The 26,465-nt window shown below is 34.1% G+C and carries 21 protein-coding genes; 5 read left to right on the forward strand and 16 right to left on the reverse strand.

What is annotated here, in order from left to right:
- The first annotated feature begins 36 nt into the window (after positions 1 to 36).
- Complete coding sequence (gene miaE, locus EQG63_RS07195) at positions 37 to 618, forward strand: tRNA-(ms[2]io[6]A)-hydroxylase (protein WP_129435681.1); 582 nt, start codon at positions 37 to 39, stop codon at positions 616 to 618.
- A gap of 89 nt (positions 619 to 707) precedes the next feature.
- Complete coding sequence (locus EQG63_RS07200; RefSeq protein WP_129435682.1) at positions 708 to 1,493, forward strand: TIGR00266 family protein; 786 nt, start codon at positions 708 to 710, stop codon at positions 1,491 to 1,493.
- A 46-nt stretch (positions 1,494 to 1,539) separates the two neighbouring features.
- Here the strand turns inward: EQG63_RS07200 and EQG63_RS07205 are convergent, their stop codons facing one another.
- Both EQG63_RS07205 and aroC read right to left on the reverse strand, forming a co-directional pair.
- Positions 1,540 to 2,805, reverse strand: coding sequence for a dicarboxylate/amino acid:cation symporter (locus EQG63_RS07205; protein ID WP_129435683.1), 1,266 nt, complete (start codon positions 2,803 to 2,805; stop codon positions 1,540 to 1,542).
- Positions 2,805 to 3,872 carry a chorismate synthase gene (aroC, locus tag EQG63_RS07210; RefSeq protein WP_129435684.1) on the reverse strand — a complete coding sequence of 356 codons (1,068 nt, stop codon included), beginning with the start codon at positions 3,870 to 3,872 and terminating at the stop codon, positions 2,805 to 2,807. The genes EQG63_RS07205 and aroC overlap by 1 nt, the downstream gene beginning before the upstream one ends.
- A 115-nt stretch (positions 3,873 to 3,987) precedes the next feature.
- Between aroC and EQG63_RS07215 the strand changes: the two genes are divergently transcribed.
- Positions 3,988 to 4,470 carry a hypothetical protein gene (locus EQG63_RS07215; protein WP_129435685.1) on the forward strand — a complete coding sequence of 161 codons (483 nt, stop codon included), beginning with the start codon at positions 3,988 to 3,990 and terminating at the stop codon, positions 4,468 to 4,470.
- 39 nt (positions 4,471 to 4,509) lie between these two features.
- Here EQG63_RS07215 and bshA read toward each other — a convergent pair whose 3' ends face one another.
- The 8 genes from bshA to EQG63_RS07255 all read right to left on the reverse strand — a co-directional run bounded on the left by bshA (position 4,510) and on the right by EQG63_RS07255 (position 14,138).
- The gene (bshA, locus tag EQG63_RS07220) at positions 4,510 to 5,637 is read right to left on the reverse strand and encodes an N-acetyl-alpha-D-glucosaminyl L-malate synthase BshA (RefSeq protein ID WP_129435686.1); all 1,128 of its coding nucleotides are present in this window, start codon (positions 5,635 to 5,637) and stop codon (positions 4,510 to 4,512) included.
- 156 nt (positions 5,638 to 5,793) lie between these two features.
- Positions 5,794 to 8,790, reverse strand: a complete 2,997-nt coding sequence (locus tag EQG63_RS07225; protein ID WP_129435687.1) for a glycoside hydrolase family 3 N-terminal domain-containing protein — start codon at positions 8,788 to 8,790, stop codon at positions 5,794 to 5,796.
- A 9-nt stretch (positions 8,791 to 8,799) separates the two neighbouring features.
- Positions 8,800 to 9,282 carry an ABC transporter ATPase gene (locus tag EQG63_RS07230; protein WP_129435688.1) on the reverse strand — a complete coding sequence of 161 codons (483 nt, stop codon included), beginning with the start codon at positions 9,280 to 9,282 and terminating at the stop codon, positions 8,800 to 8,802.
- 24 nt (positions 9,283 to 9,306) lie between these two features.
- Positions 9,307 to 10,098 (reverse strand): (Fe-S)-binding protein, encoded by a 792-nt coding sequence (locus EQG63_RS07235; RefSeq protein ID WP_129435689.1) that lies wholly within the window; start codon positions 10,096 to 10,098, stop codon positions 9,307 to 9,309.
- A 63-nt stretch (positions 10,099 to 10,161) separates the two neighbouring features.
- The gene (locus EQG63_RS07240; RefSeq protein ID WP_129435895.1) at positions 10,162 to 10,608 is read right to left on the reverse strand and encodes an LNS2 domain-containing protein; all 447 of its coding nucleotides are present in this window, start codon (positions 10,606 to 10,608) and stop codon (positions 10,162 to 10,164) included.
- Entirely contained in the window at positions 10,608 to 11,948 is a 1,341-nt protein-coding gene (locus EQG63_RS07245; protein ID WP_129435690.1) for a (Fe-S)-binding protein, read from the reverse strand. Before EQG63_RS07245 ends, EQG63_RS07240 begins: the two co-directional genes overlap by 1 nt.
- A gap of 30 nt (positions 11,949 to 11,978) precedes the next feature.
- A complete protein-coding gene (locus tag EQG63_RS07250; protein ID WP_129435691.1) occupies positions 11,979 to 12,932 on the reverse strand; it encodes an MlaD family protein in 954 nt (317 codons plus the stop codon).
- 42 nt (positions 12,933 to 12,974) lie between these two features.
- On the reverse strand, positions 12,975 to 14,138 hold the full coding sequence (locus EQG63_RS07255) for an N-acetylmuramoyl-L-alanine amidase family protein (RefSeq protein WP_164974478.1): 1,164 nt from the start codon (positions 14,136 to 14,138) through the stop codon (positions 12,975 to 12,977).
- An 85-nt stretch (positions 14,139 to 14,223) separates the two neighbouring features.
- Between EQG63_RS07255 and EQG63_RS07260 the strand changes: the two genes are divergently transcribed.
- Together EQG63_RS07260 and miaA are read left to right on the forward strand one after the other, a co-directional pair.
- Positions 14,224 to 16,947 carry a putative LPS assembly protein LptD gene (locus EQG63_RS07260; RefSeq protein WP_129435693.1) on the forward strand — a complete coding sequence of 908 codons (2,724 nt, stop codon included), beginning with the start codon at positions 14,224 to 14,226 and terminating at the stop codon, positions 16,945 to 16,947.
- 3 nt (positions 16,948 to 16,950) lie between these two features.
- Positions 16,951 to 17,871 carry a tRNA (adenosine(37)-N6)-dimethylallyltransferase MiaA gene (miaA, locus tag EQG63_RS07265; protein WP_129435694.1) on the forward strand — a complete coding sequence of 307 codons (921 nt, stop codon included), beginning with the start codon at positions 16,951 to 16,953 and terminating at the stop codon, positions 17,869 to 17,871.
- Positions 17,872 to 17,927: 56 nt separating this feature from the next.
- Here the strand turns inward: miaA and EQG63_RS07270 are convergent, their stop codons facing one another.
- From EQG63_RS07270 to EQG63_RS07295, 6 genes are all read right to left on the reverse strand, one after another.
- A complete protein-coding gene (locus EQG63_RS07270; RefSeq protein ID WP_129435695.1) occupies positions 17,928 to 18,629 on the reverse strand; it encodes a response regulator transcription factor in 702 nt (233 codons plus the stop codon).
- Between the two features lie 2 nt (positions 18,630 to 18,631).
- Positions 18,632 to 20,215, reverse strand: coding sequence for a sensor histidine kinase (locus tag EQG63_RS07275; RefSeq protein WP_129435696.1), 1,584 nt, complete (start codon positions 20,213 to 20,215; stop codon positions 18,632 to 18,634).
- A 71-nt stretch (positions 20,216 to 20,286) separates the two neighbouring features.
- A complete protein-coding gene (gene coaE / locus EQG63_RS07280) occupies positions 20,287 to 20,871 on the reverse strand; it encodes a dephospho-CoA kinase (RefSeq protein ID WP_129435697.1) in 585 nt (194 codons plus the stop codon).
- On the reverse strand, positions 20,872 to 21,870 hold the full coding sequence (locus tag EQG63_RS07285) for a glycosyltransferase (RefSeq protein ID WP_129435698.1): 999 nt from the start codon (positions 21,868 to 21,870) through the stop codon (positions 20,872 to 20,874).
- An 84-nt stretch (positions 21,871 to 21,954) separates the two neighbouring features.
- The gene (locus tag EQG63_RS07290; protein ID WP_129435699.1) at positions 21,955 to 23,676 is read right to left on the reverse strand and encodes a T9SS type A sorting domain-containing protein; all 1,722 of its coding nucleotides are present in this window, start codon (positions 23,674 to 23,676) and stop codon (positions 21,955 to 21,957) included.
- Between the two features lie 72 nt (positions 23,677 to 23,748).
- Positions 23,749 to 26,355, reverse strand: coding sequence for a T9SS type A sorting domain-containing protein (locus EQG63_RS07295; protein ID WP_129435700.1), 2,607 nt, complete (start codon positions 26,353 to 26,355; stop codon positions 23,749 to 23,751).
- Positions 26,356 to 26,465 lie beyond the last annotated feature (110 nt).

The following is a 26,465-nucleotide window of genomic DNA, read 5'->3' on the forward strand; positions in this document are numbered from 1 at the left end:
CTAAAAAATGTAATTTTGCAATTCAATCGCAAAGAAATGTTAGGATTAAAATTGAAGACCGACCCAAGATGGGTAAACATCGTAGAAAGTAATATTGCTGAAATATTATCGGATCACGCTTGGTGTGAGCAAAAAGCGGCTACAAATGCTATCACTATGATTATTAACAATTCTGAAAAGGAAGAATTAGTAACCGAATTACTGAATATTTCACGTGAAGAATTGGAACATTTTCAAATGGTTCACGAACTGATTAAAAAACGCGGTGTTGAATTCCATCGCGAACGAAAGGACGATTATGTAGGACAATTGGCTAAATTCCTAAAGAAAGACGGTTCAAGAGAGCAATCTTTGGTTGATAGATTATTGTTTTCCGCCATGATAGAAGCTAGAAGCTGTGAACGTTTTAAGGTGTTATCTGAAAATATAAAAGACGAAGAACTGGCTAAATTTTACAGAGATTTAATGGTTAGCGAAGCCGGACATTATACTACTTTTTTAAATTTTGCTCGAAAATATGGCAAGGTAGAAGAAGTAAACAAACGTTGGAAAGAATGGATTGAATTTGAAGGAGAATTAATCACCAACTATGGAAAATCAGAAACCATACACGGATAAAAACACAAGCGTTCTAATAGGAACGCTTTTTTTATGTAACATTTTTAAAATTTGAAAGTCTAATTAGAAAACTATAAACTTAAATAAAAATGCAAGCACACGAGATAGATTACCATATTTATGGTGAAGAAATGCAATATGTTGAAATAGAATTAGATCCACAAGAAGTAGTTGTTGCTGAAGCTGGAAGTTTTATGATGATGGACAACGGCATCAAAATGGAAACAATTTTTGGAGATGGTTCTGGACAACAATCGGGCGTATTGGGCAAACTTCTAAATGCTGGAAAAAGAATGTTAACCGGAGAAAGTTTATTTATGACGGCTTATCAAAACCAAGATTTTGGAAAGAAAAAAGTGTCATTTGCGTCGCCGTATCCTGGAAAAATTGTGGCGATCGATTTAATGAAATATGGTGGGAAATTTATCTGTCAAAAAGATTCATTCCTATGTGCCGCTAAAGGCGTTTCCGTTGGAATTGAGTTTTCCAGAAAATTAGGAAGAGGATTATTTGGTGGTGAAGGCTTCATCATGCAAAAAATTGAAGGAGACGGAATGGCTTTTGTACATTCTGGAGGAACATTGGCTCGCAAAGAGTTACAACCTGGAGAAGTTCTAAAAGTGGATACCGGTTGTATTGTAGGTTTTACTAAAGATGTTGATTATGATATCGAATTTATCGGTGGAATTAAAAATTCAATCTTTGGTGGAGAAGGTTTGTTTTACGCGACCCTACGTGGACCTGGAGTGGTTTATATCCAATCCTTACCTTTTAGTCGATTGGCCGGAAAAATAATTGCGGCTGGAGGATTTAACAGCACAAAAGAAGAAGGTGGCGTTCTGGGTGGTTTAGGAAAAATTGTAGACGGGATATAAAAAGAAAATGCCCCGAAAAACGGGGCATTTTTTATAACATAAAAGCTTATTCTTCTTTTTCCCAGCTTCCTACTACAGAAGTCGCTAAAGCATTCCCTAGTACGTTTGTAGCACTTCTAAACATATCACAAAAATGATCAATTGGTAAGATTAAAGCAATTCCTTCCACAGGAATATCAAACATACCACAAGTAGCCGCTACGACAACCAAACTAGCTCTAGGCACACCTGCAATTCCTTTACTGGTAAGCATCAAGACTAACAACATGGTTAATTGCGTCCCTAAATCTAATGGAATTCCGTACGCTTGTGCAATAAAAATACTGGCGAACGTCATGTACATCATACTTCCATCCAAATTAAATGAATAACCCAACGGAAGCATGAAGGATACAATTTTATCTTTTACTCCAAAACGTTCTAATTCTTCAGTTAATTTTGGAAAAACCGCTTCACTACTTGTTGTTCCGAAAGCGATTACTAATGGAGATACAATATGCTTTAAAAGTGTAGTCATTCTTCCTTTTAAGAACAAATATCCAACAAGTAATAAAACTACCCATAGCGATGTAATTCCGACTAAAAACGAACCAAAATATTTGGCATAGGTAATTAGTAATTCATTCAAATCACGAATTGCAAAAACTCCTGCAATAGCACCAAATACTCCAATTGGCGCAAACTTCATTACATAGGTTACTATTTTTAAAACGACATGAGAAATAATTTCTAAAACGTTAATTACCGGTTTTGAATAATTTCCCATAGAAGCAGCTGCCAATCCGAAAAAAATGGAGAAAATTACAATTTGCAAAATCTCATTGGTCGCCATCGCTTCAAAAACACTTTTAGGAATAATATGTTCTACAAAGTTTTGAGCGGAGAAATTCTGAGTTTTTTCGGTTACTTCCGATGCGGTAGTCAAATCAACATCCGATAAATTTAACCCTGTTCCTGGTTGTAATATGTTCACCCAAAACATTCCTATTAATAATGAAATTAATGAGGCCGTTAAAAACCATCCTAAAGCCTTCCCTCCTATACGTCCTACAGCTTTAATATCTCCTAATTTTGCAATTCCAACTATTAATGTCGTTAGAACTAATGGTGCAATAATCATTTGAACCAAACGGATAAAAATAGTTGCCAACATTTTAATGTAGCCGCTAAATTCCTTTGCTGCTTCAGGGGAATAATTGTTGTGCACAAAAATCCCTAAAATGGCTCCAATCACCATTGCAATTAAAATTTGCATCGTCAAATTGGAAAAAATAGATTTTTTAGATTCTGGTAAATTCGTTTCTTGATTCATTATTGGGTTTGGTAAGTTTTGTTTAATAAATAATAATCGGCAATCACTAGTGCTGCCATAGCTTCTACAATAGGTACTGCTCGTGGCACCACACAAGGATCGTGACGTCCTTTACCTTGCTGTACTATAATTTCATTTTGATTAGTTAACACGTCTTGCTTTTGCAATAAAGTAGCTACAGGTTTAAATGCGACACGAAAATAAATATCCATTCCGTTGCTTATTCCTCCTTGAATTCCACCAGAAAGATTACTTTTCGTAGTTCCATCTTCATTATATGAGTCATTGTGTTCACTTCCTTTCATTTTAGCACCACAAAAGCCACTTCCATACTCAAAACCATGTACAGCATTGATGGAAAGCATTGCTTTTCCTAATTCGGCATGTAATTTATCAAAAACTGGTTCTCCTAATCCGATTGGTACATTTTGAATGACACAAGTAATCGTTCCACCTACCGAGTCTCCTTGTTTTTTGATCTCTCTTATATAGGCTTCCATTTTTTCGGCGGTAGCCAAATCAGGACAACGTACAGCATTCGATTCAATTTTTGAAAAATCTAAATCTTGATAAGGTTTGTCTATAAATATCTCCCCTACAGAAGAAACAAAAGCGTTGATTTTAATAGTTGGGATAATTTGTTTTGCAATAGCACCCGCTACTACGCGACTTGCTGTTTCTCGTGCAGAACTTCGTCCGCCACCACGGTAATCCCGAATGCCGTATTTTTTTTCGTAAACATAATCAGCGTGACTTGGTCGATACGTATCTTTTATATGGGAGTAATCCTCTGATTTTTGATTGGTATTCGGAATGATGAATCCGATTGGTGTTCCAGTGGTTTTTCCTTCAAAAACACCCGACAGAAATTGTACTTCATCTTCTTCTTTTCGCTGCGTAACAATTGAAGACTGCCCCGGTTTTCGACGTTGCATTTCGAACTGAATGGCATCAAAATCTAATAAAACATTCGAAGGACAGCCATCAATAATCCCACCTAATGCTTCTCCATGAGATTCACCAAAAGTAGTAAGCTTAAAAATAGTTCCTATTGAATTTCCTGCCATTTTGTAAAGTTTGAAACAAATATAAATGAATCTTTATTATTTTTTGAAATAAACTTTTGATACTTGGTACAATAATTGTAGTTTTATATGCGTTAAATAAAACTAAACAGAATTTATGAAAAAATTATTTGTAACTGCTTTTATGTTAGTAGGACTAGCATTTAGCTCACAAGCTCAAGACATTTCTAAAAATGCACTAGGTCTTAGATTAGGAGACAATGACGGTTTTGGTGGTGAAATTTCTTATCAGAGAGGATTATCAAAAAAGAACCGTTTGGAGTTTGATTTAGGCTGGAGAAATAACAACAATGCAGATGCATTTAAAATCGTAGGGCTTTACCAATGGGTATGGAATATCGACGGAGGCTTCAACTGGTATGCTGGAGTTGGAGGTGGTCTTGGAAATTATAGTTATAAATTTGCAGGAGTAAAAGATAGTTCAACGTATGCTTTGGCTGCGGGTGATTTAGGTATTGAGTATAACTTTGATGTGCCAATTCAAATTTCTTTAGATATTCGTCCAGAATTTTATTTTTCTGATGGTTTAGCTGATGATTCAGGAACTGATATTGCTTTAGGTATCAGATATAGATTCTAAAACAGAATAAAAAAACTCCTTCAAATGAAGGAGTTTTTTTTATTTCAAATTTAGTGCTTCTAAATATAGCTTTTCATAGCGAGGCACTATTTTACTCACAGTAAACTTTTGGGCAGTTTCCAATGCATTGATTTTAAATTGTTGCAATACATTTTCATCCATCAGAATTTTTAAAGCATTACTGGCCATATTTTCAACATCGCCCACATTACTCAAATATCCTGAAATTCCATCAAAATTCACTTCAGGTAACCCCCCAGAATTACTCGAGATCACAGGAACACTGCACGCCATTGCTTCTAAGGCAGCTAAACCAAAACTCTCTGTTTCGGAAGGCAATAAAAACAAATCGGAATACGATAAGATTTGATTAATCTCGTGGCTGTTTCCAAAAAATATCACTTTGTCTTGAATGCCTAATTTTTCACATAAATTTTCTGCAATCACTTTTTCTGGTCCATCGCCAACCATCATTAATTTGGCTGGGATTTTTTCTTGAATTTTGTAAAAAACTTTAATTACATCCGGAATGTTTTTCACTTTTCTAAAGTTGGAAATATGCGTGATAATGCGCTCTTCAGGCAATGCCATGATACTTCTTTTACATATTGTCCCCGAACTCATATCGGTATCTAATTCGATAAAATTAGGAATAACTTCAATTTCATTTTTGATATCAAACAATCTCAAGGTATCATCTTTTAAACTTTGGGAAACAGAAGTCACTTTATCTGATTTATTAATACTAAAAGTAACGGCAGGTTTATAAAACGGGTGATTTCCAACTAAGGTAATATCAGTTCCGTGGAGCGTAGTTACCATTGGAAGCTCGATTCCTTCTTCTTTAAGCATTTGTTTTGCCATATAACCTGCATAGGCATGCGGAATGGCATAATGCACATGAAGTATATCAATTTTGTGCAACTTGACCATGTCTACCAATTTGCTTGATAAAGCCAATTCATAGGGTTGGTAATGAAACAATGGATATTCTGGAACATTCACTTCGTGATAATGTACATTCGGATTTAAAAGTGCCAAACGAACCGGCTGACGATACGTTATAAAGTGAATTTCATGTCCACGGCGAGCTAATTCTAATCCTAACTCAGTGGCTACTACACCACTGCCTCCAAAAGTTGGATAACAAACGATTGCGATTTTCATATGTAAATATTTATTGCTTTTTTTAGGACATATGGTATCGGTTTATTTTTCATCGGAGTTTTTTTAGCAAAAAACAATTTGTTAATTGCGATTTCATTGTACTAAAATACTTAAAAAAGAAGAATAGTTACAGTACTTTTTAGACAAAATTAACGATTAATTGATAATCGCATCATAAATGATTTTTTGAATATCTTCTCTGATATTTTCTTTAGAAAGTTTATTGGTTGCATTACTATCAGGGAAAGTTCTATTCGAAAGGAAAATATAAATCAGTTCTTTCTCTGGGTCGGCCCAAGCCATAGTTCCAGTAAAACCAGTGTGACCAAAACTAGTCACCGAAGCACAACCACAAGTTGGTCCGGCGCCTTTAATTTGTGGTTTATCAAAACCTACTCCTCTTCTATTTCCTTCTGAACAATAATTACAGGTATTGAAATCATTCATCGTTTTTTCAGAAAAGTATTGAATTCCACCATAATTACCTTTGTTCAAAAATAATTGCATCATTTTAGCAACATCCATCGAATTAGAGAAAATTCCGGCATGACCTGCTACTCCACCTTGCATAGCTGCCGCCATATCATGAACATAACCCTGAATGACATCATACCTAAAATACTTATCTTTTTCAGTCGGCGGAATAATATCCTCTTCGAATTTAATTAGTGGATTGTAGCTGGTATTATTCATTCCTAACTTTGAGAAGAAATTCTCTTCTGCTAAAAGATCTAGAGAACGTTTATGATGTGTCTCTAAGTATTCTTTTAAAAGTATAAAAGTAAAATCGCTGTATCTGTATTCCTTTTTAGGCAGCAATTTGCTTTTTATTATTTTGTCAATGATAGAATCTTTATAGGTATCACGAATAAAAAGGTTTTCAGATACTTGCGTCGTGAATCCTTTTGTACTTGTCTTTCTATAATATTTAGATAATGGGCGCTTAGTTACCGAGTCAATCGTTGATTTATAGAAAGGTTCCCACGCTTGTAATCGAGCGTAATGCGATAATAATTCTTTAAAAGTAATCGAATCTTTGTCGGTTCCTTTGGCTTTATGCACCATTTGCCCCAAACGAGTATCCATCGTAATTTTACCTTTATCGTAGTCTAACATTACATTAGGCAAAGTTCCTACAATTTTTGACAAGGAAGCAATATCATAGATGTCGCTATTTTTAACTTTAACACCATTATCATAAGTATGATAACCATATGATTTTTGATAGACAATTTTTCCTTTACGAGCGACCAAAACCTGTGCTCCAGGGGTCATTTTTCCATCAATTGCTTTTTTAACCACGGCATCAATTTCTTTCAGTTTCACTGAATTCATTCCAACAGTTTCAGGGTTCGAAAAGCCTAAAACATTAATTTTTTTCGTTGGCAAACCAAATCCAACTTTAAAATCTTCGTTTACAGACACTGGAAGAACTCCTTTGGCTTCAATGGCTCCAAAGATAAGTTCTGCCGAAACTTCTTGGGCAATTTCACCGTTTTGATAGGAAACTATTATACTTTCCAAATGCTCCATACCTTTCAAAGGCATTAAAACATAAGGTTTAGAAAATACATCCAAAATTGTAGTATTACTTTCGCTGATTTTTTGAATCCAATCCAACTCTTTAGCATTAAATTCGTGTTTTTTCCACCATGATTTATCAGAAACATGATATCCAATAATAACTTTATCGAATTTTTTCAATTCTAAGTTCAGACTATCAATATTGGTATGAGAAACTTCCGTAATATTCGTGTACTTTCTTAATGTTGCTAAAAATTTGCTACCTGAATCATCTCCTAGTTTCACGAATGCAATTTTATTTTTAGCATAATTCGTAATTGGCAATGTTTCATCACTATTTTTGATAACCGTAATGGCATTTTCATATAATTTATACTGTAGTGAATTACTATAGCCAGTATTTAAGTCAGTATATAGATTTGCCGTTTCAATTGGTTTGTAATTATTTAAACCTGATTTGTACTTGTATTTTAAAATCTTTTTTACCGAATGTTCAATACGTTCATCTGTAATTAATGTGTCTTTATATGCTTGGGTAAATTTTTCGATGGCTGTAGGCACATCTTCCGCAAAAAGCATGACATCATTTCCTGCTAAAAAGGCTGCTAAGTCGATTTCTCCTGGCTTTTTAAAATTACTTGCCCCTTTCATATTTAGAGCATCGGTAAAAATCAAACCGTTAAAACCCAATTGCTTTTTCAGAATATTTGAAACTACATTATAGGAAATGGATGTCGGAAAATTTTCACGAGATTCAACACTTGGTACATTCAAATGCGCGACCATAACCGAAGCTAGACCTAAATTGAACATTTTTTTGTAGGGAAAAAACTCTATTTCGTTCAGTCTTTCTTCCGAAAAATTAACTTTTGGCAAGGTATGATGTGAATCCGTTTCGGTATCACCATGTCCCGGAAAATGTTTTCCAGTGGCAAATACATTTTGATTTTGAAGTCCTTTCATCAAAGCAATTGCATGACTGGTTACTTCGTCCTTACTTTCGCCAAACGAGCGATTTCCAATAATTGGATTATTCGGGTTGGTATTGATATCTAAAACTGGTGCAAAATTAAATTGAAGTCCCAATCTTTTGGTTTCTTTCCCCATTTGAACTCCTAACTCTTCAATAAGTTTTAAGTCTTTAATAGCTCCCAAAGTCATGTTCCATGGATATTTATAAGTGGAATCCAATCGCATACTCAATCCCCACTCGGCGTCATTCCCAATAAACAAAGGTACTTTTGATTGTGCTTGAAAACGGTTGGTTAACTTGGCTTGACGAACGGGTCCACCTTGAAAGAAAATCAAACCACCAATTTTATAGTTTTTGACTAATTTTTCGATGGCATTGAAATGAATAGTATCTTTATTAGAATAGGCCGCGACCATAAACAACTGACCTAATTTTTCTTCAAAGGATAAAGTAGCATACACGCTGTCTACCCATTTTTTTTCAAGGGGAGAATCTTCAAATAAATTGAAACCTTCTTTGGTAACATCTTTGTACTCCATTTTTGGGGTACTAACTGTTTGTGAAGTTTTAGCAGTATTCTTTTTGACACTAGAACAATTCCATATCAGAAATGATACCAGAACTAGTATACTTATTTTGAAAAAAAAATGTTTCATGAATTGTGATTAAAAAAATCTACTATGCCAGCTTTCCTCTGCAGGAACTTCCCAAGCTTCGTTAAATTCTTCTATGGTATTTACTAAATTATTAAAGACAATGGTAGAACCCGTTACGGCTTTATCTTTTGCCATTTTTTTGAAATCAATTAATGATTTATGGGCAATGAATTCACCATTTTTAAACGTTACATTCATTTTATCTAACAAATCGACTTGGTATTTCTGCTCTAATTCTTGTATAAATTGAACGGAAGCATCGATAGAACAACCCGTTGCTGCTTGAACCTCTTGATTTACTGCAAAAATGATAAATCTGTTATATTTAATTAGATAAGAAGCTTCTAAACTTGTTCCGTGAGCGGCCCAATTTTCAACAAAATTTTTAACAGCAGATTCAATTTCAGCCATTTCTTCATCAGAAAATTTCCGATTGGATTGATAAATCCAAATACGTGACTCTAACGGTAAATTTTCGAATGGAATGTACATTAACTTTAACTTTTAGGTAATTAATTATAAATCTTGGGCGTTAGCAATTAATTCCGCAACATCCATCACTTTTACATCATGTTCGCGTTCTTTAGCTTTGGTTCCATCAGTTAACATCGTATTGCAAAATGGACAACCGGCCGCGATGATTTCTGCCTTAGTTTCTAAAGCGTCTTCGGTACGTTCTACATTAATGTCTTTATCTCCGTTTTCAGGTTCTTTAAACATCTGCGCTCCACCAGCACCACAACATAAACCGTTCGCTTTAGAACGCTTCATTTCAACAAGCTCCGCATCTAATTTTTGAATTAAATCACGAGGTGCTTCGTATACTTTGTTCGCACGCCCTAAATAACACGGATCATGAAACGTAATTTTTTTACCTTTAAATTGTCCGCCTTCAATAGTCAAACGTCCAGAATCCAATAATTCTTTTAAAAATTCGGTATGATGCACTACTTCATATTTTCCGCCTAATTCAGGGTACTCATTTTTCAACGTATTAAAACAATGTGGACAAGCCGTCACTATTTTTTTAGCTTCGTAGGCATTTAATACTTCAATATTCATAAACGCCTGCATTTGAAACAAAAATTCATTTCCAGCGCGTTTGGCAGGATCACCAGTACAGCCTTCTTCAGTACCTAACACTGCAAATTCGACATTAGCGCGATTCAAAATTCGTACAAATGCTTTGGTGATTTTTTTGGCTCTATCATCAAAACTTCCCGCACAACCTACCCAAAATAATACTTCGGGTTGTTTGCCTTGAGCTAACATTTCGGCCATTGTAGGCACTACTAAATTTTCTGACATATAAAAAGGTTTAGAAGTTTAAAAGTTTAGAAATTGAATTCTAAAATTCTAATCTATTTATAATTATTTATCGTTTTCGTCATCGAATACTTCGATGGTTACATTTTTTTCAATTAAGTCTGTAAATTTCCCTCTGTAACGAGTTGCTTTTACTAAGTGATTATCAATCCAATGGTAATTTCCACCACGTGGTTTTCCCATAATCATTCCGTGATATTTGAATCCGTTCTTTGCTAACCAAGTTTCAGTATACTCACGGTGTGCTTCTGTTCTTGAGGTAAAAAAGAAGATTATATGACCTTCCTCATACCATTTATTCAAAGTAGCCAATGCATCAGGATACACTTCCGCAGTAAGCATTCGTTCTGGTTCTTCATTTGGAATATCATCACAAATAGTTCCGTCAATATCGATCAAATAATTTTTAATTCCTGGAGGAAGTATCGGACTAATCGCCTGACCATCTTCAGAAGCTGCAATTAATTGTTTTTCTAAATTATCACTTTCCATTATTGCTCGTCTTTCCAGTTTAATCGATCCATTTGATTGTATTGCCATGGTGCACTATTGTTCTCTATATTGGTCATCATAGCATTTAGCGATTGTGGTGCAGCACTTTGCTCCATAACTAAATAACGACGCATATCCATAATTATTGATAGTGGACTGATATTTACTGGACATTCTTCCACACAAGCGTTACAAGAAGTACAGGCCCATAATTCTTCTTGGGTGATATAATCGTTCAATAATGATTTTCCATCAGGAACAAACACCCCTTTATTTTTATCCATATTATCCCCTACTTCCACCATACGATCACGAGTATCCATCATAATTTTACGAGGAGATAATTTTTTTCCGGTTTGATTAGCAGGACAAGAAGAAGTACAACGACCACATTCTGTACAGGTATACGCGTTTAATAATTGCGCCCAGTTTAGATCTTGCACATCCGAAGCGCCAAATTTAGAAGGAACCGCATCGGCATCTGGAGCAGGAGCAGCAAACGGATCGGCATTAGGATCCATCATTAGTTTTACTTCATTCGTAACACTTTCTAGATTGTCAAATTGTCCCAATGGATTCAAATCGGCAAAATAAGTATTTGGAAAAGCCAAAATAATGTGCAAGTGTTTTGAATAATACAAATAATTCAAGAACGCCATTACCATCATAAAGTGTCCCCACCAACCGATTCTTTCTAAAATATGTAATGTTCCTTCAGACATACCACCAAATAAAGCAGGCCCTAAATGCTGTGAAACGGTAAAACCAAAGGATCCTTGTCCTTCAAAATGAGATTTTCCGATGTTGTACAATACTTCATCAGTTCCATTCATGGTAAAAATACAAGTCACCAATACGATTTCCATAATCAGAATCAAATTCGCGTCTTTTTTAGGCCAACCTAATAATTCGGCTTTATTTAAACGAGGTAATTTCAATAAATTTCGTCTCGCCAAAAAGGCAATAGTAGCCGTTAACGCTAAAACCGATAAAATTTCAATAAAACTGATTAAAAAAGTATAAAAACTTCCCAATCCTGATTTAAAAAAACGATGTGAACCAAAAATTCCATCCACTAGAATTTCTAATAATTCAATTTGGGTAATGATAAAAGCAGCATACAAAGCAAAATGCAAAAGAGCTGGAATTGGACGTGTAAACATCTTTTTTTGGCCCATAGCTACTAAAGCCATATTTTTCCATCTTGCAGAAGGATTATCAGAACGATTTACATCTTTTCCTAATTTTATATTACGAATGATTTTCTTTACGTTTTTGGCAAAGAAACCTCCTCCTATAATAAGGATTGTTAAAAATACAATGCTACTTAAAATATTCATAACGGTTAATTATTGTTGGTTTGTGGTTTGTTATTTTTTTGGTTCTTCAGCGGGTGCATTATACGGTTTCTCTTTTTTTCCAAATAGAGAAACATTTACATAACGGGTTGGATGAAGACGTAAATCTTGTAGTAACAATTCAAGCTCTTTAGAGGCTTTTGTAAAATTATTGTACATCGCTTCATCTTTCATCAGTTTCCCCATAGTTCCTTTACCAGATTGCATATCAGCCAGCATTTTATTGACTCCAGCCAAAGTACCTTCTAGATTATTAATGGTTTCCGTTAATTTGGCTTTTTCTAAATCGGAAGTAATTTTTGCAAAATTTGCTGAAGCTTTTTCGGCATTTGAAAGTGTATTACCAATTTTTTGATTATTGGCCGCTAACATTGAATTTACCTGCATTGTCGCTTTATTTACTTCCGTCAAAGTTTGATTTAACTGTGCAATACTAGCCTTTAAATTTGCTTTCGTTTTATCGTCTAATACACTATTTAAGTTGACCACTAATTTATCTGCATCGGTTACTAAACCTTCAATTTTTTGTTGCGTTGGTTCTAATTTATTCCCTAGCGATGAAGTTAATCCCAATTTAATATCAGCGACTAACTTATCACCATCAGCGGTCATATTTTTATCTGCATAATTTGGAATAATGGCAATTTGCTTTCCACCTATAAATCCTGGTTCATAAATTTGAGCCAAACTTGATTTAGAAATTGGAAAAGTCTCTTCATTTATTTGCAACTCGACCAACAGTTTTCCGTTATTATTAAGAGTGATTGCATTTACTTTACCAATAATTTTACCGCTAATGGTTACAGGTGCTGAATTTACCAAGCCTTCTACATTATCGTATTCGACAAAAAGTTTTTTGCTTTTATTAAATAAATCTTGACCTTTTAAAAAGCTATATCCCCAAATGAATAACAATATAGATGCAATTACAAGAATTGCTGTTTTAATTTCTCTAGTAATTTTCAAAATAAGCTGGTTTTGTTTACAAAAATACTAATTTACTTAGTATTAATTGGTTTTTAATGCTTCGTTTAATGAAATTTTGATTCCGTTTTTGAATGCTACGATAAATGCTGAATCGTATCCTTTTTCTTTTGCTTCCGCCAGAAAAGCTTTGGATGTTTCATATTCGTTTGTTTCGCCATACATGAATTTATAGTATCCTTTTTCTAAAACTGATGAAATTTTATCTAATCCATTAAAATTTTCAGGCTTAGCATCAATTTGTGAAGCACTGGCTTTTATTTGTACTTTATAAATAACTTTTGCCGCATTAACTGCTTTAAGTTCTGGTTTTACTACCTTCGTTTTAGGCGTATCTTTTACAGGAACAACTTTTACTGGAGTTTTAACGGTAGTATCTTTAGGTGCTGGCTTTTCAGATTTCTTAATATCTAAAACAGGAACCGAGCCTCCAAAATGTTCCGCTTTCATTCTAAAAATGGCATCTGCAATGGTTTTTGCCATGTTGATTTGTCCTTCTTCTGAATTTAGATAAGCTCCTTCTGTAGGATTAGAAATAAATCCCGTTTCAATTAGCACCCTTGGCATAAATGCTTTGTGCAGAACCATAAATGGCGCTTGTGCTACTCCTCTATTTTTGCGATTCAATTTTTCTTCCAAATTATCTTGAATACGGCTTGCTAACTCAATACTTTGTTCGAAATATTCTTCTTGCGCAATTGTTGCGCTAATTAATGCTTCAGGTGCATTAGGGTTATAACCCGCATACTTTGACTTGTAATTATCCTCCAAAGAGATTACATTATTTTCTTTCATTGCCACATCCAAACTCGATTTGCTTTTTGAAAGTCCCATTACAAATGTTTCAGAACCGTATGCTTCCGTATTTTTATTGGCATTACAATGCACCGAAACAAAAATATTGGCATTGGCTCTATTGGCAATGTTTGCGCGTTCCACTAAATCGATGAAAGTGTCATTATTTCTAGTATAAATAACATCAATACTAGGATCCTGCTCTAATATTTTCCCCAATTTAAGAACAATATCTAAGGTAATTTTCTTTTCTACAAATCCGTGGTAACTTGCTCCAAAATCATGAGCACCATGTCCTGCATCAAGACACACTTTAAATTTACCACCTGTTTGTGCTGATATTATTGAAGTTACAGCCATTGCTGTAACTATAAAAGTCTTTTTTAAATTCATTCTTATTTTCATATTTCTTCCTACCGCGAATTAAAAGGTTATAATTTTATTAAATGCTTACGTATTTTTAAAAATAGATGTAAGTTTGTCACTTCAAAAATTAAGCCATATTTTTACAAAAATAGTATTTATAGCTTTGCGTACAAACTTATTTCATATCGTTTTATTACCTTTTTTATTAACTTTTGGATGTTTACAAGTTCATTCTCAAGAGTTACCAAAAAAATCTATTCCTATACCTACTGTAAAACAGAAAGATAGCTTAAATATTGGTCTAAAAAACCTTGCAAAAGGTAATGATACAATAAAAAAAGACAGCATTAAAAAAAAGAAGTCACTTCTGGAAGGAAAAATCAAATACAAATCGAAAGATTATGTAAAAATTGACAATAGAAAGAAGCAAACCATTCTTAAAGACGAAGCAGAAGTTCACTACAAAGACATCGAACTGAAGTCCGGAATCATTGTTATTGATTATAATAAAGACGAAGTATATGCCGGACGTTTAAAAGATTCGGCTGGAAAGTACACCCAATATCCAATATTCAAACAAGGAAGTAATATTGTCGAACCGGATTCTATTCGATTTAACTTTAAAACAAAAAAAGCATTGATTTGGAATTCTAGAACCGATCAAGGAGAATTCAAAGTTAAAGGTGAAATTACTAAAAGGGAAAATGATTCGGTTTATTTTATCAAAAACGCTCGTTTTACTACTTCCAAAAATATCGAAGATCCAGAATACTACTTTTTGGCGCGAAAAATCAAATTAGTACCTCAAAAAAAGGTGGTGACGGGTCTTACCAATATGGTTATTGCCGGAGTTCCTACCCCGATTGGAGTTCCATTCGCTTTTTTTCCAATGACTGATAAAGCAACTTCTGGATTAATTATTCCAACCTTCGGACAAACCAATCTACAAGGTTACTTTTTACAAAATGGAGGCTATTATTTTGCTTTGAGTGATAAATATGATTTGGCACTTTTGGGAGATTATTACACCAATGGAAGTTATGCTTTTAGAGCTGAAACCAGTTATGCTAGTCGCTATAAATTTAGAGGTAATTTCAATTTTCGATTCGAAAACCAAATCACAGGTGAAAGAGGCTTACCAGGCTACGGAAAAACAAATTTGTACAACATTCAATGGAGTCATTCCCCTGATGTAAAGGCAACTCCAAACTCTAGATTTTCGGCTTCTGTTAATTTGGGAAGTTCAAAATATTTCCAAAGTTCATTTAACCAAGTCAATACCGCAAATTTCCTAAACAATACTTTAAGCTCTTCCATTTCCTATTCGAAAACGTTCAATTCGACACCACAAGTCAATATGTCACTAACGGCTTCACATAGTCAGAACACGAATACCGGCACCATCAATATGACATTACCAACGCTTCAAGTGGGTGTTGACCGAATATTTCCTTTTGCTCCAAAAAATGCAATAAAAAAAGGGTTTATAAAAAATATCAATTTATCCTATAGCCTTCGTGGCGAAAACAGAATTGCGACAGTAGATTCCTTATTCTTTAAACCAGAAATGTTTAGAGATGCTAAAAATGGATTACAACATTCTATTCCGTTGAGTACTAACTTCAAAGTGCTTAAACATTTTAGTGTAACGGCTTCTTCCAATTATCAAGAAACCTGGTATTTGAAAACCGTTGAAAAAAAGTACAATTCGGTAACCAATAAAGTTGATGACATCGAGCAATCTGGATTTGATGCTTTTAGAACTTATGACTTTTCAAGTAGTATTGGTACCAACATTTATGGTACTTTTAATTTCAAAAAAGAAGGAAGAATTCAATCCATACGCCATACCTTACGTCCAAATGTTGGCTATTCGTATACGCCAAGTTTTGAAAAATATTACGATACTTATGCTATTGACGGAAGTGGAAAAATGGCAACTTATACCCGTTTTGAAAATGGAATTTTTGGAAGTCCAAGTAACAGAAGAAGTAATAACTTAAGCTTTTCTATCAACAACGTGTTTGAAGCCAAAGTGAGAGATAAAGATTCTACCAAAACGGAAGCTAAAAAAATAATGCTTATCAATAACTTGAATTTAAGCACCAGTTATAATATAGATGCCGATTCTTTAAATTGGTCTCCAATGCGTATTAGTGGAGGTACTAACTTATTTAAAGACAAAATGAACATCAATTTTGGGATGACTTTAGACCCATATGCTATTAACAATAAGGGAAGTAGAATTAACACCTTTAACATTAATAATGGTGGCAGTTTATTCAGAATGACTAGTGCTAATATTACATTGAATTACTCGTTATCTAGTGAAGAACTTGAAGGAAAAGGCAAACTAAAACAGGATTCATTTAATAATAGAGGTTTACGAAATGGAGGACGTGCCGATGATTTATTTGGTTCGACAACCGATTTTAGTGATCGTAGAGAAAGTCAATTTAAGAAAGACGATGAAGAGCAAGAATTTGCGGGCTTTTATAAAATGAAAATTCCATGGGATTTAAGACTTGCCTATTCCCTAACCTATTCTAACAATAATAGAGAAAGCGAAATCACTCAAAATTCTTTGATGGTTTCTGGAAATATTGACATTACTCCAAAATGGAAAACAGGAGTATCGACAGGATATGATTTTGTGCAAAAAGGGGTTACTTACACCCAACTTCGATTTGAAAGAGATTTATTAAGCTGGCGAATGGATTTTAACTGGAATCCATTTGGAGACAGAGCGTCTTGGTATTTCTTTATCGGAATTAGCTCTTCGGCATTAAGCGATATTAAATGGGACAAACGTAGTTTACCAGACAGAAGATTATAATCGATGAAAAACATTCTAATCGTTATTATTGGTCCAACTGCAATTGGGAAAACAGCTCTCAGTATACAATTAGCAAACCACTTTAATTGCGATATTCTTTCTTGTGATAGTCGTCAGTTTTTTAAAGAAATGGAAATTGGAACTGCTGTTCCAAATAAAGAGGAACTAGCGGCAGCAACCCATCATTTTATCCAAAATAAATCGATTTTTGACAGTTACTCGGTAGGTGATTTTGAGAAAGAAGCATTACAGAAACTAGACGAATTATTTCAAAAAAATCCAATACAAGTAATGGTTGGTGGTTCCGGATTGTATGTTGATGCCGTTTTAAAGGGATTTGATGAATTTCCAGATATCGATCCTGCTGTTCGTGAAGAAATCAATACCCAATACGAAGCATTAGGCATAGAATACCTCCAAAAAAAACTACAAGAATTAGATATAGATTATTTCCATTATTTAGAAAAAACGAACCCACAAACACTTCAAAACCCACAACGTATGAAACGTTTTGTGGAAGTTTGTATCGGCTCGGGACAAACCTATTCAAGTTTTGTAGGGAAAAGAAAAAACACGAGAAACTTCACCCCTATCGTTATTGGATTAGAAGCGGATAGAGCAATCATGTACGAGCGAATTAATCGTCGTGTGACTATAATGATGAACGAAGGTTTACTAGAAGAAGTAGAATCACTTTATCCAAATAAAAAATTGAATGCCTTGCAAACGGTGGGTTATCGTGAATTATTTGACTATTTAGACCACAATACAACATTAGAATTAGCGGTAGAAGAAATCAAACAAAATACCCGTCGTTTTGCCAAACGTCAAATGACTTGGTTCAAACGCACCGAAAATGCGATTTGGTTTGATTTTGAAACACCCGTTAATGTTATCATAGAAACCATATCGTCTAAAATATAAAAGCGAGAAACTTCACTATGAATTTTCTCGCTTTTTAGAAATAACGTTTTTTTTTATTACTTTTTCACTACCAATCTAAACCCTTCTCCGTGAATGTTTAATATTTCTACATTCTCATCTGGTTTCAAAAATTTACGCAATTTGGCGATGTAAACATCCATACTTCTAGATGTAAAATAATTATCATCTCTCCATATTTTAGTTAACGCTAATTCACGAGGCATTAAATCATTTTCGTGAAGTACTAACATTTTAAGCAATTCATTTTCTTTTGGCGATAATTTTATTGGCTCATCCCCTGGGAAAGTTAAGAATCGAAGTTTTGAATTGAGGTGAAATTTACCAATTTCAAATTCGAATTTAGAATGATCTCCTTTTACTTCAGAAGATTTACGCTGAATGATGGCTTTGATTTTCATTAATAATACTTCCGAATCGAAAGGTTTATTTAGATAATCATCGGCGCCGACTTTATAGCCTTTTAACACATCTTCTTTCATCGTTTTAGCAGTCAAGAAAATCAAAGGCACTTCTTTGTTTTTTTCGCGTATTTCTTTGGCCAATGTAAATCCGTCTTTATAAGGCATCATTACATCTAATATACAAAGGTCGTAATTGTCTTTTTTAAATTTTTCAAAGCCTTCCATACCGTTTTTAGCAAGAGTCACTTCAAAATCATTCATTGATAAATAGTCACGAAGTATCGATCCAAAATTCGGGTCATCTTCTACTAATAATATTTTTTTGTTCGTTTCCATAATTAATAAATTAATGGTAATTTGATTATAAATGTACTTCCTTTTCCTTTTTCGCTTTCTACCATCACTTCACCATGATGATCGTCTACAATTCTTTTTACGTAAGCCAACCCTAAACCGTGTCCTTTCACATTGTGAATGTCACCAGTATGTTCACGGTAAAACTTATCAAATATTTTCTTTTGGGCCGTTTTACTAATTCCGGATCCGTTGTCTTTCACTTTGATAACAATAAAGTTTTTGACGTTTTCTGTCGTAACTTCAATGATTGGCTTTTCAGGTGAATATTTAACTGCATTTTCTAAAACATTAACCAAAACATTTGTGAAATGAACATCATTTACTAAGGCAGAGGTTTTTGTGGCATTCAAATGCGTTGTAATAACTCCTTCTCGATCTTCAACAATTAAACTAACGTGTTCAATCGCTTCTTCTACAATTTCATGTAGGTTGTGATTTTCTTTTACTATATCTAATTCGCGTTTTTCCAATTTTGAAATACGCAAAACATTTTCAACTTGAGCGTGCATACGCTTATTTTCTTCTTTAATCATTTGAAGATAACGATGCACTTTTTCTTTATCATCGATTACCTTCGGATTTTTAATAGCGTCTAATGCTAAATTTATCGTCGCAATAGGCGTTTTAAACTCATGCGTCATATTATTGATAAAATCGGTTTTAATTTCCGAAATATGACGTTGTGTATTTAACTGTTTTAAAGCACTATAATAAGCCACAATAATAATGGTGGTAAACAAAAGTGATAACACCGCAATTCCAACCAAATCAGAAATTAGAAATAGCTTTTTCTTTGGAAAGCTTACTAATAATTGGTACTGACTTTTTCCTTCATTATCGATAAAAACAGGTGCGTCGTAAGTTGTTTTTTTATCATACTTAAACTTTTCCGATTTTACCTTGGTTGCCAACCCATTACTGTAAACCCCAAATTCGTAGGGCGTATTAATCCCGTTGTTATTGAGTTCATACGCAATTAGTGCTCGCAACTGTTCATTAGAAACACGTTGTGTAATTTGTCGAGTCGCTGCAATTTCCTTAAAATTAAGTTCGAAAGTAGCTTTGTCTAAAATATCGACAACGCCCGATTTTTCTATTTTTTGAGAAGGAACAATGTCATTGTTAATATCGGAACTCTCTAATGTGTTTTCGTTATAGACTTCCGTTACACGTTTGGCAACATAATTTTTTATCCGAGTCGAATCATTTTTATTATCAAAGAACGATGCAGAAACCGAATAATCCTCAGGAATGATACTGCTTGAATAGATGATTGTTTCGTTGGTTAATTCGTTTTTTTCCACGTAAAAAAACTTCATTAACTCACTTCTTTGAGGCGTTTTACCAATACTGTCTTTAAGTTGATTGAATCGACTTAAAAATGAATAAGCCTCTTGCTCTTCTACCTTTTTAACGACATCACTAATAACTTGTTTTACTTGGTATCTAAATTGTTCTTCTTTATTTTTAAAAGAGGCATTAATTAAGTATACCTGAACAGCTATTATTCCCAAAAGGGAAATGGTCATTAATAAAATTACAAAGCGAAACAATAATTTATTCATTAGAACAAAAGTAATATTTTAACATTTAAGTGTTAAAAAAATTAACCAAAGATTAACAAGTCGTCAAAAAACTAACTATTCCTTAATTTTTTAAGAATATTTTGAAATTGAATTTTTGCGTCATCAAAATTTTCATTTTCGATGACAAAATCACTTTTTTCAATACGCTGAGCATCAGTCCACTGATTTTTTATTCTGTCAAGAACTGCCTCTTTAGTAGTTTTATCTCTTTGAGTTACTCTATTTATTCGAGTTTTTTCTGAAGCTGTAACTGTAATAATCGCATCACAATATTTATAACTTCCGCTTTCAAATAAAATTGCCGCTTCTTTTACTACAAAGGAACAGTTATGGTTTTGTTGAACCCATTTATCAAAATGAATTTTTACCAAAGGATGTATAATTGCATTGAGTTTTTTTAAATTTTCAGGGTTGTTAAAAACAAGGGCTGCTAATTTTTTCCTGTCAATTTTACCATCAATAATTATGCTAGGACTTAATTCGGAAGTAACTTTTTGAATTGTTTCAGGCAAATCCAAAATTTTTTTAGCTTCTTCATCAGCAATATACACAGGAATTCCTTCGTCTTCAAAAAGTCGTGCTATGGTAGTTTTTCCACTTCCAATTCCGCCGGTAAGACCTATTATTTTTGTCATTTAAAGTTTAAAAAATAATTCAGGAAATGCATTTTGTGGTTTTTTCTTCAGAATATTGATTTTAAAGAAGGATTCTATAAAACCGATTCCGTATCCAAAAAACTGTCTCCAAACGGCAATTATCGAATAAAACCCAACTTTAATGTTTTTATTTTGAATGGATGATGTTATAAAAATAATAAGAGTGTAGAGAAAATAAAGCTTTAAAATCCAATCGGAAGCAAATATTAATTCAATTAATCCTAAAAAGAATCCAATCACAAATAAAGCTGGCAAAAAGAAGGTTGGCTTTGCATATTCTGGATACCACTGATTTAAAATAGGTCTTGCTTTACCAAATTTATTGACTTGAATATAAAACTTATCCCAATCAATTCGACGCTTATGATATACGAATGCGTTAGAAATTAATTTCGTTTCAAAGCCCAATTTCCATAAACGAATCGACAAATCTGGATCTTCACCTGGGTGAATGTTGGAAAATCCTTTGGAAGCTTCAAAAGCTTTTTTAGAAATTCCCATATTAAAACTGCGGGGTTGAAATTTTTCAATTTTTTCAGAAGCGCCTCGAATACCTCCTGTAGTCAAAACCGAAGTCATCGTGAAATTTATCGCTTTTTGAATCGCTGTAAAACTAGGTAGCATATTATCTGGACCACCAAAGCAATCTACATATTTTTCATGAAGTGATTTTTCTACTTCAGCTAAATACTGTGCGGGTAAAATACAGTCCGAATCTAAAATAATATAATAATCCCCTTTGGCATACTGCATTCCAAAATTTCTAGAATCCCCTGGACCTGAATTGTATTTTAAATAATAGGTAAGATTTAATCGTGAACGATATTTATCTACAGTATGCTCACAAGGAATGGTAGAACCATCTTCCACTATTATTATTTCAAAGGGCTTAGAATACGTTTGTTTGGTCAAACTATCCAAAAGCTCTTCAATTTCATCTGGTCTATTATAAACAGGAATTACAAACGAAAAATTCATTTTGAAAAAAATTTTGACAAAGTTACGTTTTTAACAAAAAAAAGCCACGTTTTGCGTGGCTTTTTAATCAAAAAATATAAAAAATTACTCTTTTATTACTTTTATAGTTTTAGTCAAACCTTCCGAAGTCACTTTTACTAAATAGGTTCCTGAAGACAAAGCTGACATATCTACATCCGTTTGTAAGGCATTTACTTTTTTAGATAGCACTTCTTGTCCCACTAAATTTGTAACGGAAACATTTGAAATGTTTTTAATGTACGATACTTTAAAGATATTTTTTACCGGGTTTGGAAAGGTTTTAAAACTGTCCTTATTAAATCCATCTACATGTAAAGTTTCTTGTACCAATACACCCAATCGACCAGGAGCTAACCTACCGCTTAGACAACCCGAACTTGTTGAAGAAGCTGCATAATAGGTTGTATTATTCACTAATGGTGTTGAGATTGGCAGCACATTACCATTAGTAGCTGCATCAAACCATACTATATTTTGTCCGTTAACTACTAGATTTTCTAAAGTTTGCCCTGGAGTAAAAAATTGAGTGGTCGAACCCGTTGGACTACTTGGACCGTGCTCTATTATTAAATCATAATTTTTAAGCACATAACAACCCGTATAAAAACTTTCGATACCTACATATATCGTTTGTCCTGAGCTAACAAAACTTGTAGGATTGTTGATGTGAACATTATTATTAGCATCGCTTAAACTTGCGAAATAATAAAAGTCATAGTCTTCTGTATTAATACCATAATCATTTTCATTAGATCTTAAATCAAATGTTGCTGTACTTTCAACTTCTAAAACGCAGGCCGAAATGTTTTGAGGGATACCGGTAATTTGAGGTTCTACATTTAATACTTGAGTATCAGAAAGTACAACTTCAGTTCCATCACAGTTAGTATAAGTCACTTTTGCTTCAAAAACATCCCCATTATCAGGACAAACATTTATAGGATTAGCAGAACTATAAAATACTCCATTTTTAGACCATTCGAAATTTGCCACTGAGTTTCCATTTGGCGTAAATCGCCATGATTCGTTGTTTGCTGACCAAACTCCAGTATTCCTATTTGCAGGAGTATGTGCAATTGTTCCGGTTTGATTTTGAAGCCCTACTAAACCACGTCCTCCATTCCAAGTGGTGCATGAAGTTCTATTTTTTATATTAATTTCTATAACATTGGTAGTTTCATACAAAATAATCTGACTGGTTTGAAGTCCTACTGATGCAGCACAAGAATATTGAGGCAATTCATTAAAATTAATTACAACTCTTCTGTCCGGACTAACACCAACAATATAATAATTAACATTTTGGTTTGAAGGACTCGTAATTGGAGGAGTTCTGATATCAGTATCCTGATAAACACCATAAATAGCATTTTTTACGGGAAAAGCAGCGTTTGGTATAGTTGAATTAAAACTCCATTGGCAAAAACCGTTTTGTGTTTGGGTACCATCCGGGAAATGAACCAAACCATTTGAACCAATTAAAACTTGATTGTATGTATTACCATAAAAACAAAAATTAAATGGTAAATCAAATACAGTTGACCAAACATCATCAGAACTATTATCTAGTAGTACTCCCCCTGTATATGGAAAATTCGTTCCATGGGGTATACTTTGCACTAGATAATCATTTGTAGATTTAATATTTACATAATTTGCAACTAAATCTGCACACTCTCCAGCACTACAAATTGGCACTGGTGGAATAATTGATACACTTAAATTATTTTGAGAAAAAATAATGTTTACAAAAAACAAGATAGGAAGTAAGTATTTTTTTTTCATAGAATGGGTTAAAGCACAAATGTAAAAAAAAGCCACGCTTCGCGTGGCTTCTTAATCAAAAAATATAAAAAATTATTCTTTTATTACTTTTAAAGTTTTAGTCAATCCTTCAGAAGTTATTTTTACTAAATAAGTTCCTGAAGCTAAAGCTGACATATCAACATCAGATTGTAACGCATTTACTTTTTTAGATAGCACTTCTTGCCCTACTAAATTAGTAACAGAAACAGTTGAAATATTTTTAGTGTATGACACTTTGAAGATGTCTTTTACTGGATTTGGATACGCTTTAAATCCGTTTAAGTCAAATGAATTTGTACTTAATGTAGCATCATATGCTGATATTAAAAATTGATTGACTGTAGTTGATGGCATACTATTCCATTTAGAAACTTCAATATATAATGTATCTCCAGGATTTAGTCCTGTTAAAGACAACAAAGACATACTACCAAGACCACTTTCATCATCACAATCGATTTCTGTTAATGCACCACAAGCACCAGAATATACAGAAATTACAGAATCAGTTATAGAATTCGCAGCATCTTCTTGTGTTTCAATAGTTAATGTCCCTGAGGCTGGCACAACAACGCTATACCAAACATCAGCAACTCCAGTTGCACAAGACGGAACGTCTGCAGCAGTAGTTCCACCTAAAACTGTTCCTGAAACATCTTGATCTTCAAAAATAGCACCTGGTGTTAATGCGATAGCACCAGCACAATTATCATTTGTTGGAGGCAACATAAATGCAAAGTTTGCCCATGGACTAAATGTTGATGAACCACAATCGGTTCTTACATGTAAATAATAAACTGTTCCAGCTGTTAATCCAGTAGCAGTATATGCTCCTACACCAATTGCAGTTCCAGCCCCAGCCGGGTCAGTTGCATTTGTATCGAACACATATTCGAAACTACCAACGCCAGGAGTCCAAGTAATATCAGCAGTAGTTGCCGTAAAGTTACCTGCAGCAAATCCGGTAGGTGCTAAACATGGCTCAGTAAGATTGATTGTAAAAGTACCTTGTTCCGCAGTGTTGCTCCACACTTGCACATAATAAGTTGCTCCGCCAGTTAATCCAGTTAAAATTTCTGTAGTTCCTGCAGTAAAGTTTGAATTACATGTACCTGCCACTTCTGTTAAGCTACCACAATCTGTACCTCCTAAAACTGCAAAGTTTCCTGAAGTCATAGTAGTAGGGGTCACTAAACAAGATACATTCCCACTAGCTGGTGCTACAAAAGAAAACCACACATCTTGTACTGTTCCAAAAGGATCACAAGACGGTTGAACCGCAGAAACATCACCACAGGTATTATCAGAACTTACATCCACACCATTTGTTGCAACAGCCAATGCAGAAGCACAAGCTTGATTCGTTACTGCTGGTGTACAAGCAGGCGCACAAGTTAGAGTCATAGAGTAAGCTCCTTGTGAAGTGGTGTACCCATCAATTGAAATATAATAAGTACTTGTACCATTAGAGGTAAAGCTTGTAAGAGATCTTGTACCACAAGAATCATCATTACCCGCAATTAAAGTTAAAGCACCCGATGTACCGGTATACACCATCACTTGAGTATCAAAAGTTGATGCACATAAATCTAATGTTATTAATTCTGGCGTACCTAGACCTGTGTATTTGTACCAAACATTTTTTCCATCTAAATTACATCCAAAACCATCAGGAGCACTATCTTCATCTAATGTTGCTGTAGAAGTATCTCCTGTTACTGTAGCACCACATAAAACAGCTTCTGCATCAACAAAATTGTCATTTGCTAATAATGTTGTAAATGATACCGATGACCAACTACTAAATCCAGATCCACAATCAGATCTAACAAAAACGTAATACGTACTTAATGCTGTAAGTCCAGAAAAAGAAGCGGATGTTGCTGTAGTTGGAGTACCTGCTCCAGAAGGAGGAGTATTTGTGCTAGATATAGCATACTCATAACCAACTGATGGCGTTGGAGTAACTGCATTCCATGAAACAGTTGCAGTTGTTGCTGCAACTGGAGCAGCTGCTAAACCACCTGGTGCTAAACAAGAAGGTGGTACACCATCAACGTAATTAAATTGAATATTTGGACGATTCGCATTTACGGTACCAGTATTTACACTACAAGCAGGAGCTCCGTCAGTTCTAAATCTTCTTGAACCATTTGCAATATTTGTTACTCTTACACCTCCATATGGAGAAACATAAGCGTTCGGACCATCAGTACAAATATCAATAAGTATATTATCAACCCCATTCCATACAAATGGTGTATCAAAAACAATCATATCAAAAACACCTGCTGCAGTAACAGTTGGGTCATAATCGAATGCATTTTTAACTACACTTGTTGAACTGGCATTGTGTGTTGCAGAATTAGTTGCCGAAGTATGCCCCATTTTGATTGAGTACCCCAAAAGTGCTCCACCTGCATAATCTTCACTAATCGAGAAACCAAGAGCCGTAATTTGATCATAAGGAGTAAGTGATGCGCTTAATTCGGCAGCAGTATAAACCACTTGGTACCTCATTGCTTCGAAATATCCATCAACTGGATCACTACCAGTACCTCCTGTTGAAACAGTACCAGTTCCAATAACAATAGTTTGTGAATAACCACTCGTGACTAATGCCAACAAGAAAGCTATTAATAAAGTAATTTTTTTCATATTTTATAAATTTGATTTGATTAGCAATATAGTTAATTTTTTAAAAACACCTCAATATTTAACAAGAATAATCGATAAAATGCATAAAAAAACCACGAACTACTTCGTGG

The organism is Flavobacterium amnicola, from assembly GCF_004122165.1.
GTDB classification, from domain to species: Bacteria; Bacteroidota; Bacteroidia; order Flavobacteriales; family Flavobacteriaceae; genus Flavobacterium; species Flavobacterium amnicola.

Bases quoted from the DNA above. Each gene is read 5' to 3' on its own strand.
- miaE (WP_129435681.1), top strand. From the start codon at position 37: ATGTTAGGATTAAAATTGAAGACCGACCCAAGATGGGTAAACATCGTA.
- EQG63_RS07200 (WP_129435682.1), top strand. From the start codon at position 708: ATGCAAGCACACGAGATAGATTACCATATTTATGGTGAAGAAATGCAA.
- EQG63_RS07205 (WP_129435683.1), bottom strand. From the start codon at position 2,805: ATGAATCAAGAAACGAATTTACCAGAATCTAAAAAATCTATTTTTTCC.
- aroC (WP_129435684.1), bottom strand. From the start codon at position 3,872: ATGGCAGGAAATTCAATAGGAACTATTTTTAAGCTTACTACTTTTGGT.
- EQG63_RS07215 (WP_129435685.1), top strand. From the start codon at position 3,988: ATGAAAAAATTATTTGTAACTGCTTTTATGTTAGTAGGACTAGCATTT.
- bshA (WP_129435686.1), bottom strand. From the start codon at position 5,637: ATGAAAATCGCAATCGTTTGTTATCCAACTTTTGGAGGCAGTGGTGTA.
- EQG63_RS07225 (WP_129435687.1), bottom strand. From the start codon at position 8,790: ATGAAACATTTTTTTTTCAAAATAAGTATACTAGTTCTGGTATCATTT.
- EQG63_RS07230 (WP_129435688.1), bottom strand. From the start codon at position 9,282: ATGTACATTCCATTCGAAAATTTACCGTTAGAGTCACGTATTTGGATT.
- EQG63_RS07235 (WP_129435689.1), bottom strand. From the start codon at position 10,098: ATGTCAGAAAATTTAGTAGTGCCTACAATGGCCGAAATGTTAGCTCAA.
- EQG63_RS07240 (WP_129435895.1), bottom strand. From the start codon at position 10,608: ATGGAAAGTGATAATTTAGAAAAACAATTAATTGCAGCTTCTGAAGAT.
- EQG63_RS07245 (WP_129435690.1), bottom strand. From the start codon at position 11,948: ATGAATATTTTAAGTAGCATTGTATTTTTAACAATCCTTATTATAGGA.
- EQG63_RS07255 (WP_164974478.1), bottom strand. From the start codon at position 14,138: ATGAATTTAAAAAAGACTTTTATAGTTACAGCAATGGCTGTAACTTCA.
- miaA (WP_129435694.1), top strand. From the start codon at position 16,951: ATGAAAAACATTCTAATCGTTATTATTGGTCCAACTGCAATTGGGAAA.
- EQG63_RS07270 (WP_129435695.1), bottom strand. From the start codon at position 18,629: ATGGAAACGAACAAAAAAATATTATTAGTAGAAGATGACCCGAATTTT.
- EQG63_RS07275 (WP_129435696.1), bottom strand. From the start codon at position 20,215: ATGAATAAATTATTGTTTCGCTTTGTAATTTTATTAATGACCATTTCC.
- coaE (WP_129435697.1), bottom strand. From the start codon at position 20,871: ATGACAAAAATAATAGGTCTTACCGGCGGAATTGGAAGTGGAAAAACT.
- EQG63_RS07285 (WP_129435698.1), bottom strand. From the start codon at position 21,870: ATGAATTTTTCGTTTGTAATTCCTGTTTATAATAGACCAGATGAAATT.
- EQG63_RS07290 (WP_129435699.1), bottom strand. From the start codon at position 23,676: ATGAAAAAAAAATACTTACTTCCTATCTTGTTTTTTGTAAACATTATT.
- EQG63_RS07295 (WP_129435700.1), bottom strand. From the start codon at position 26,355: ATGAAAAAAATTACTTTATTAATAGCTTTCTTGTTGGCATTAGTCACG.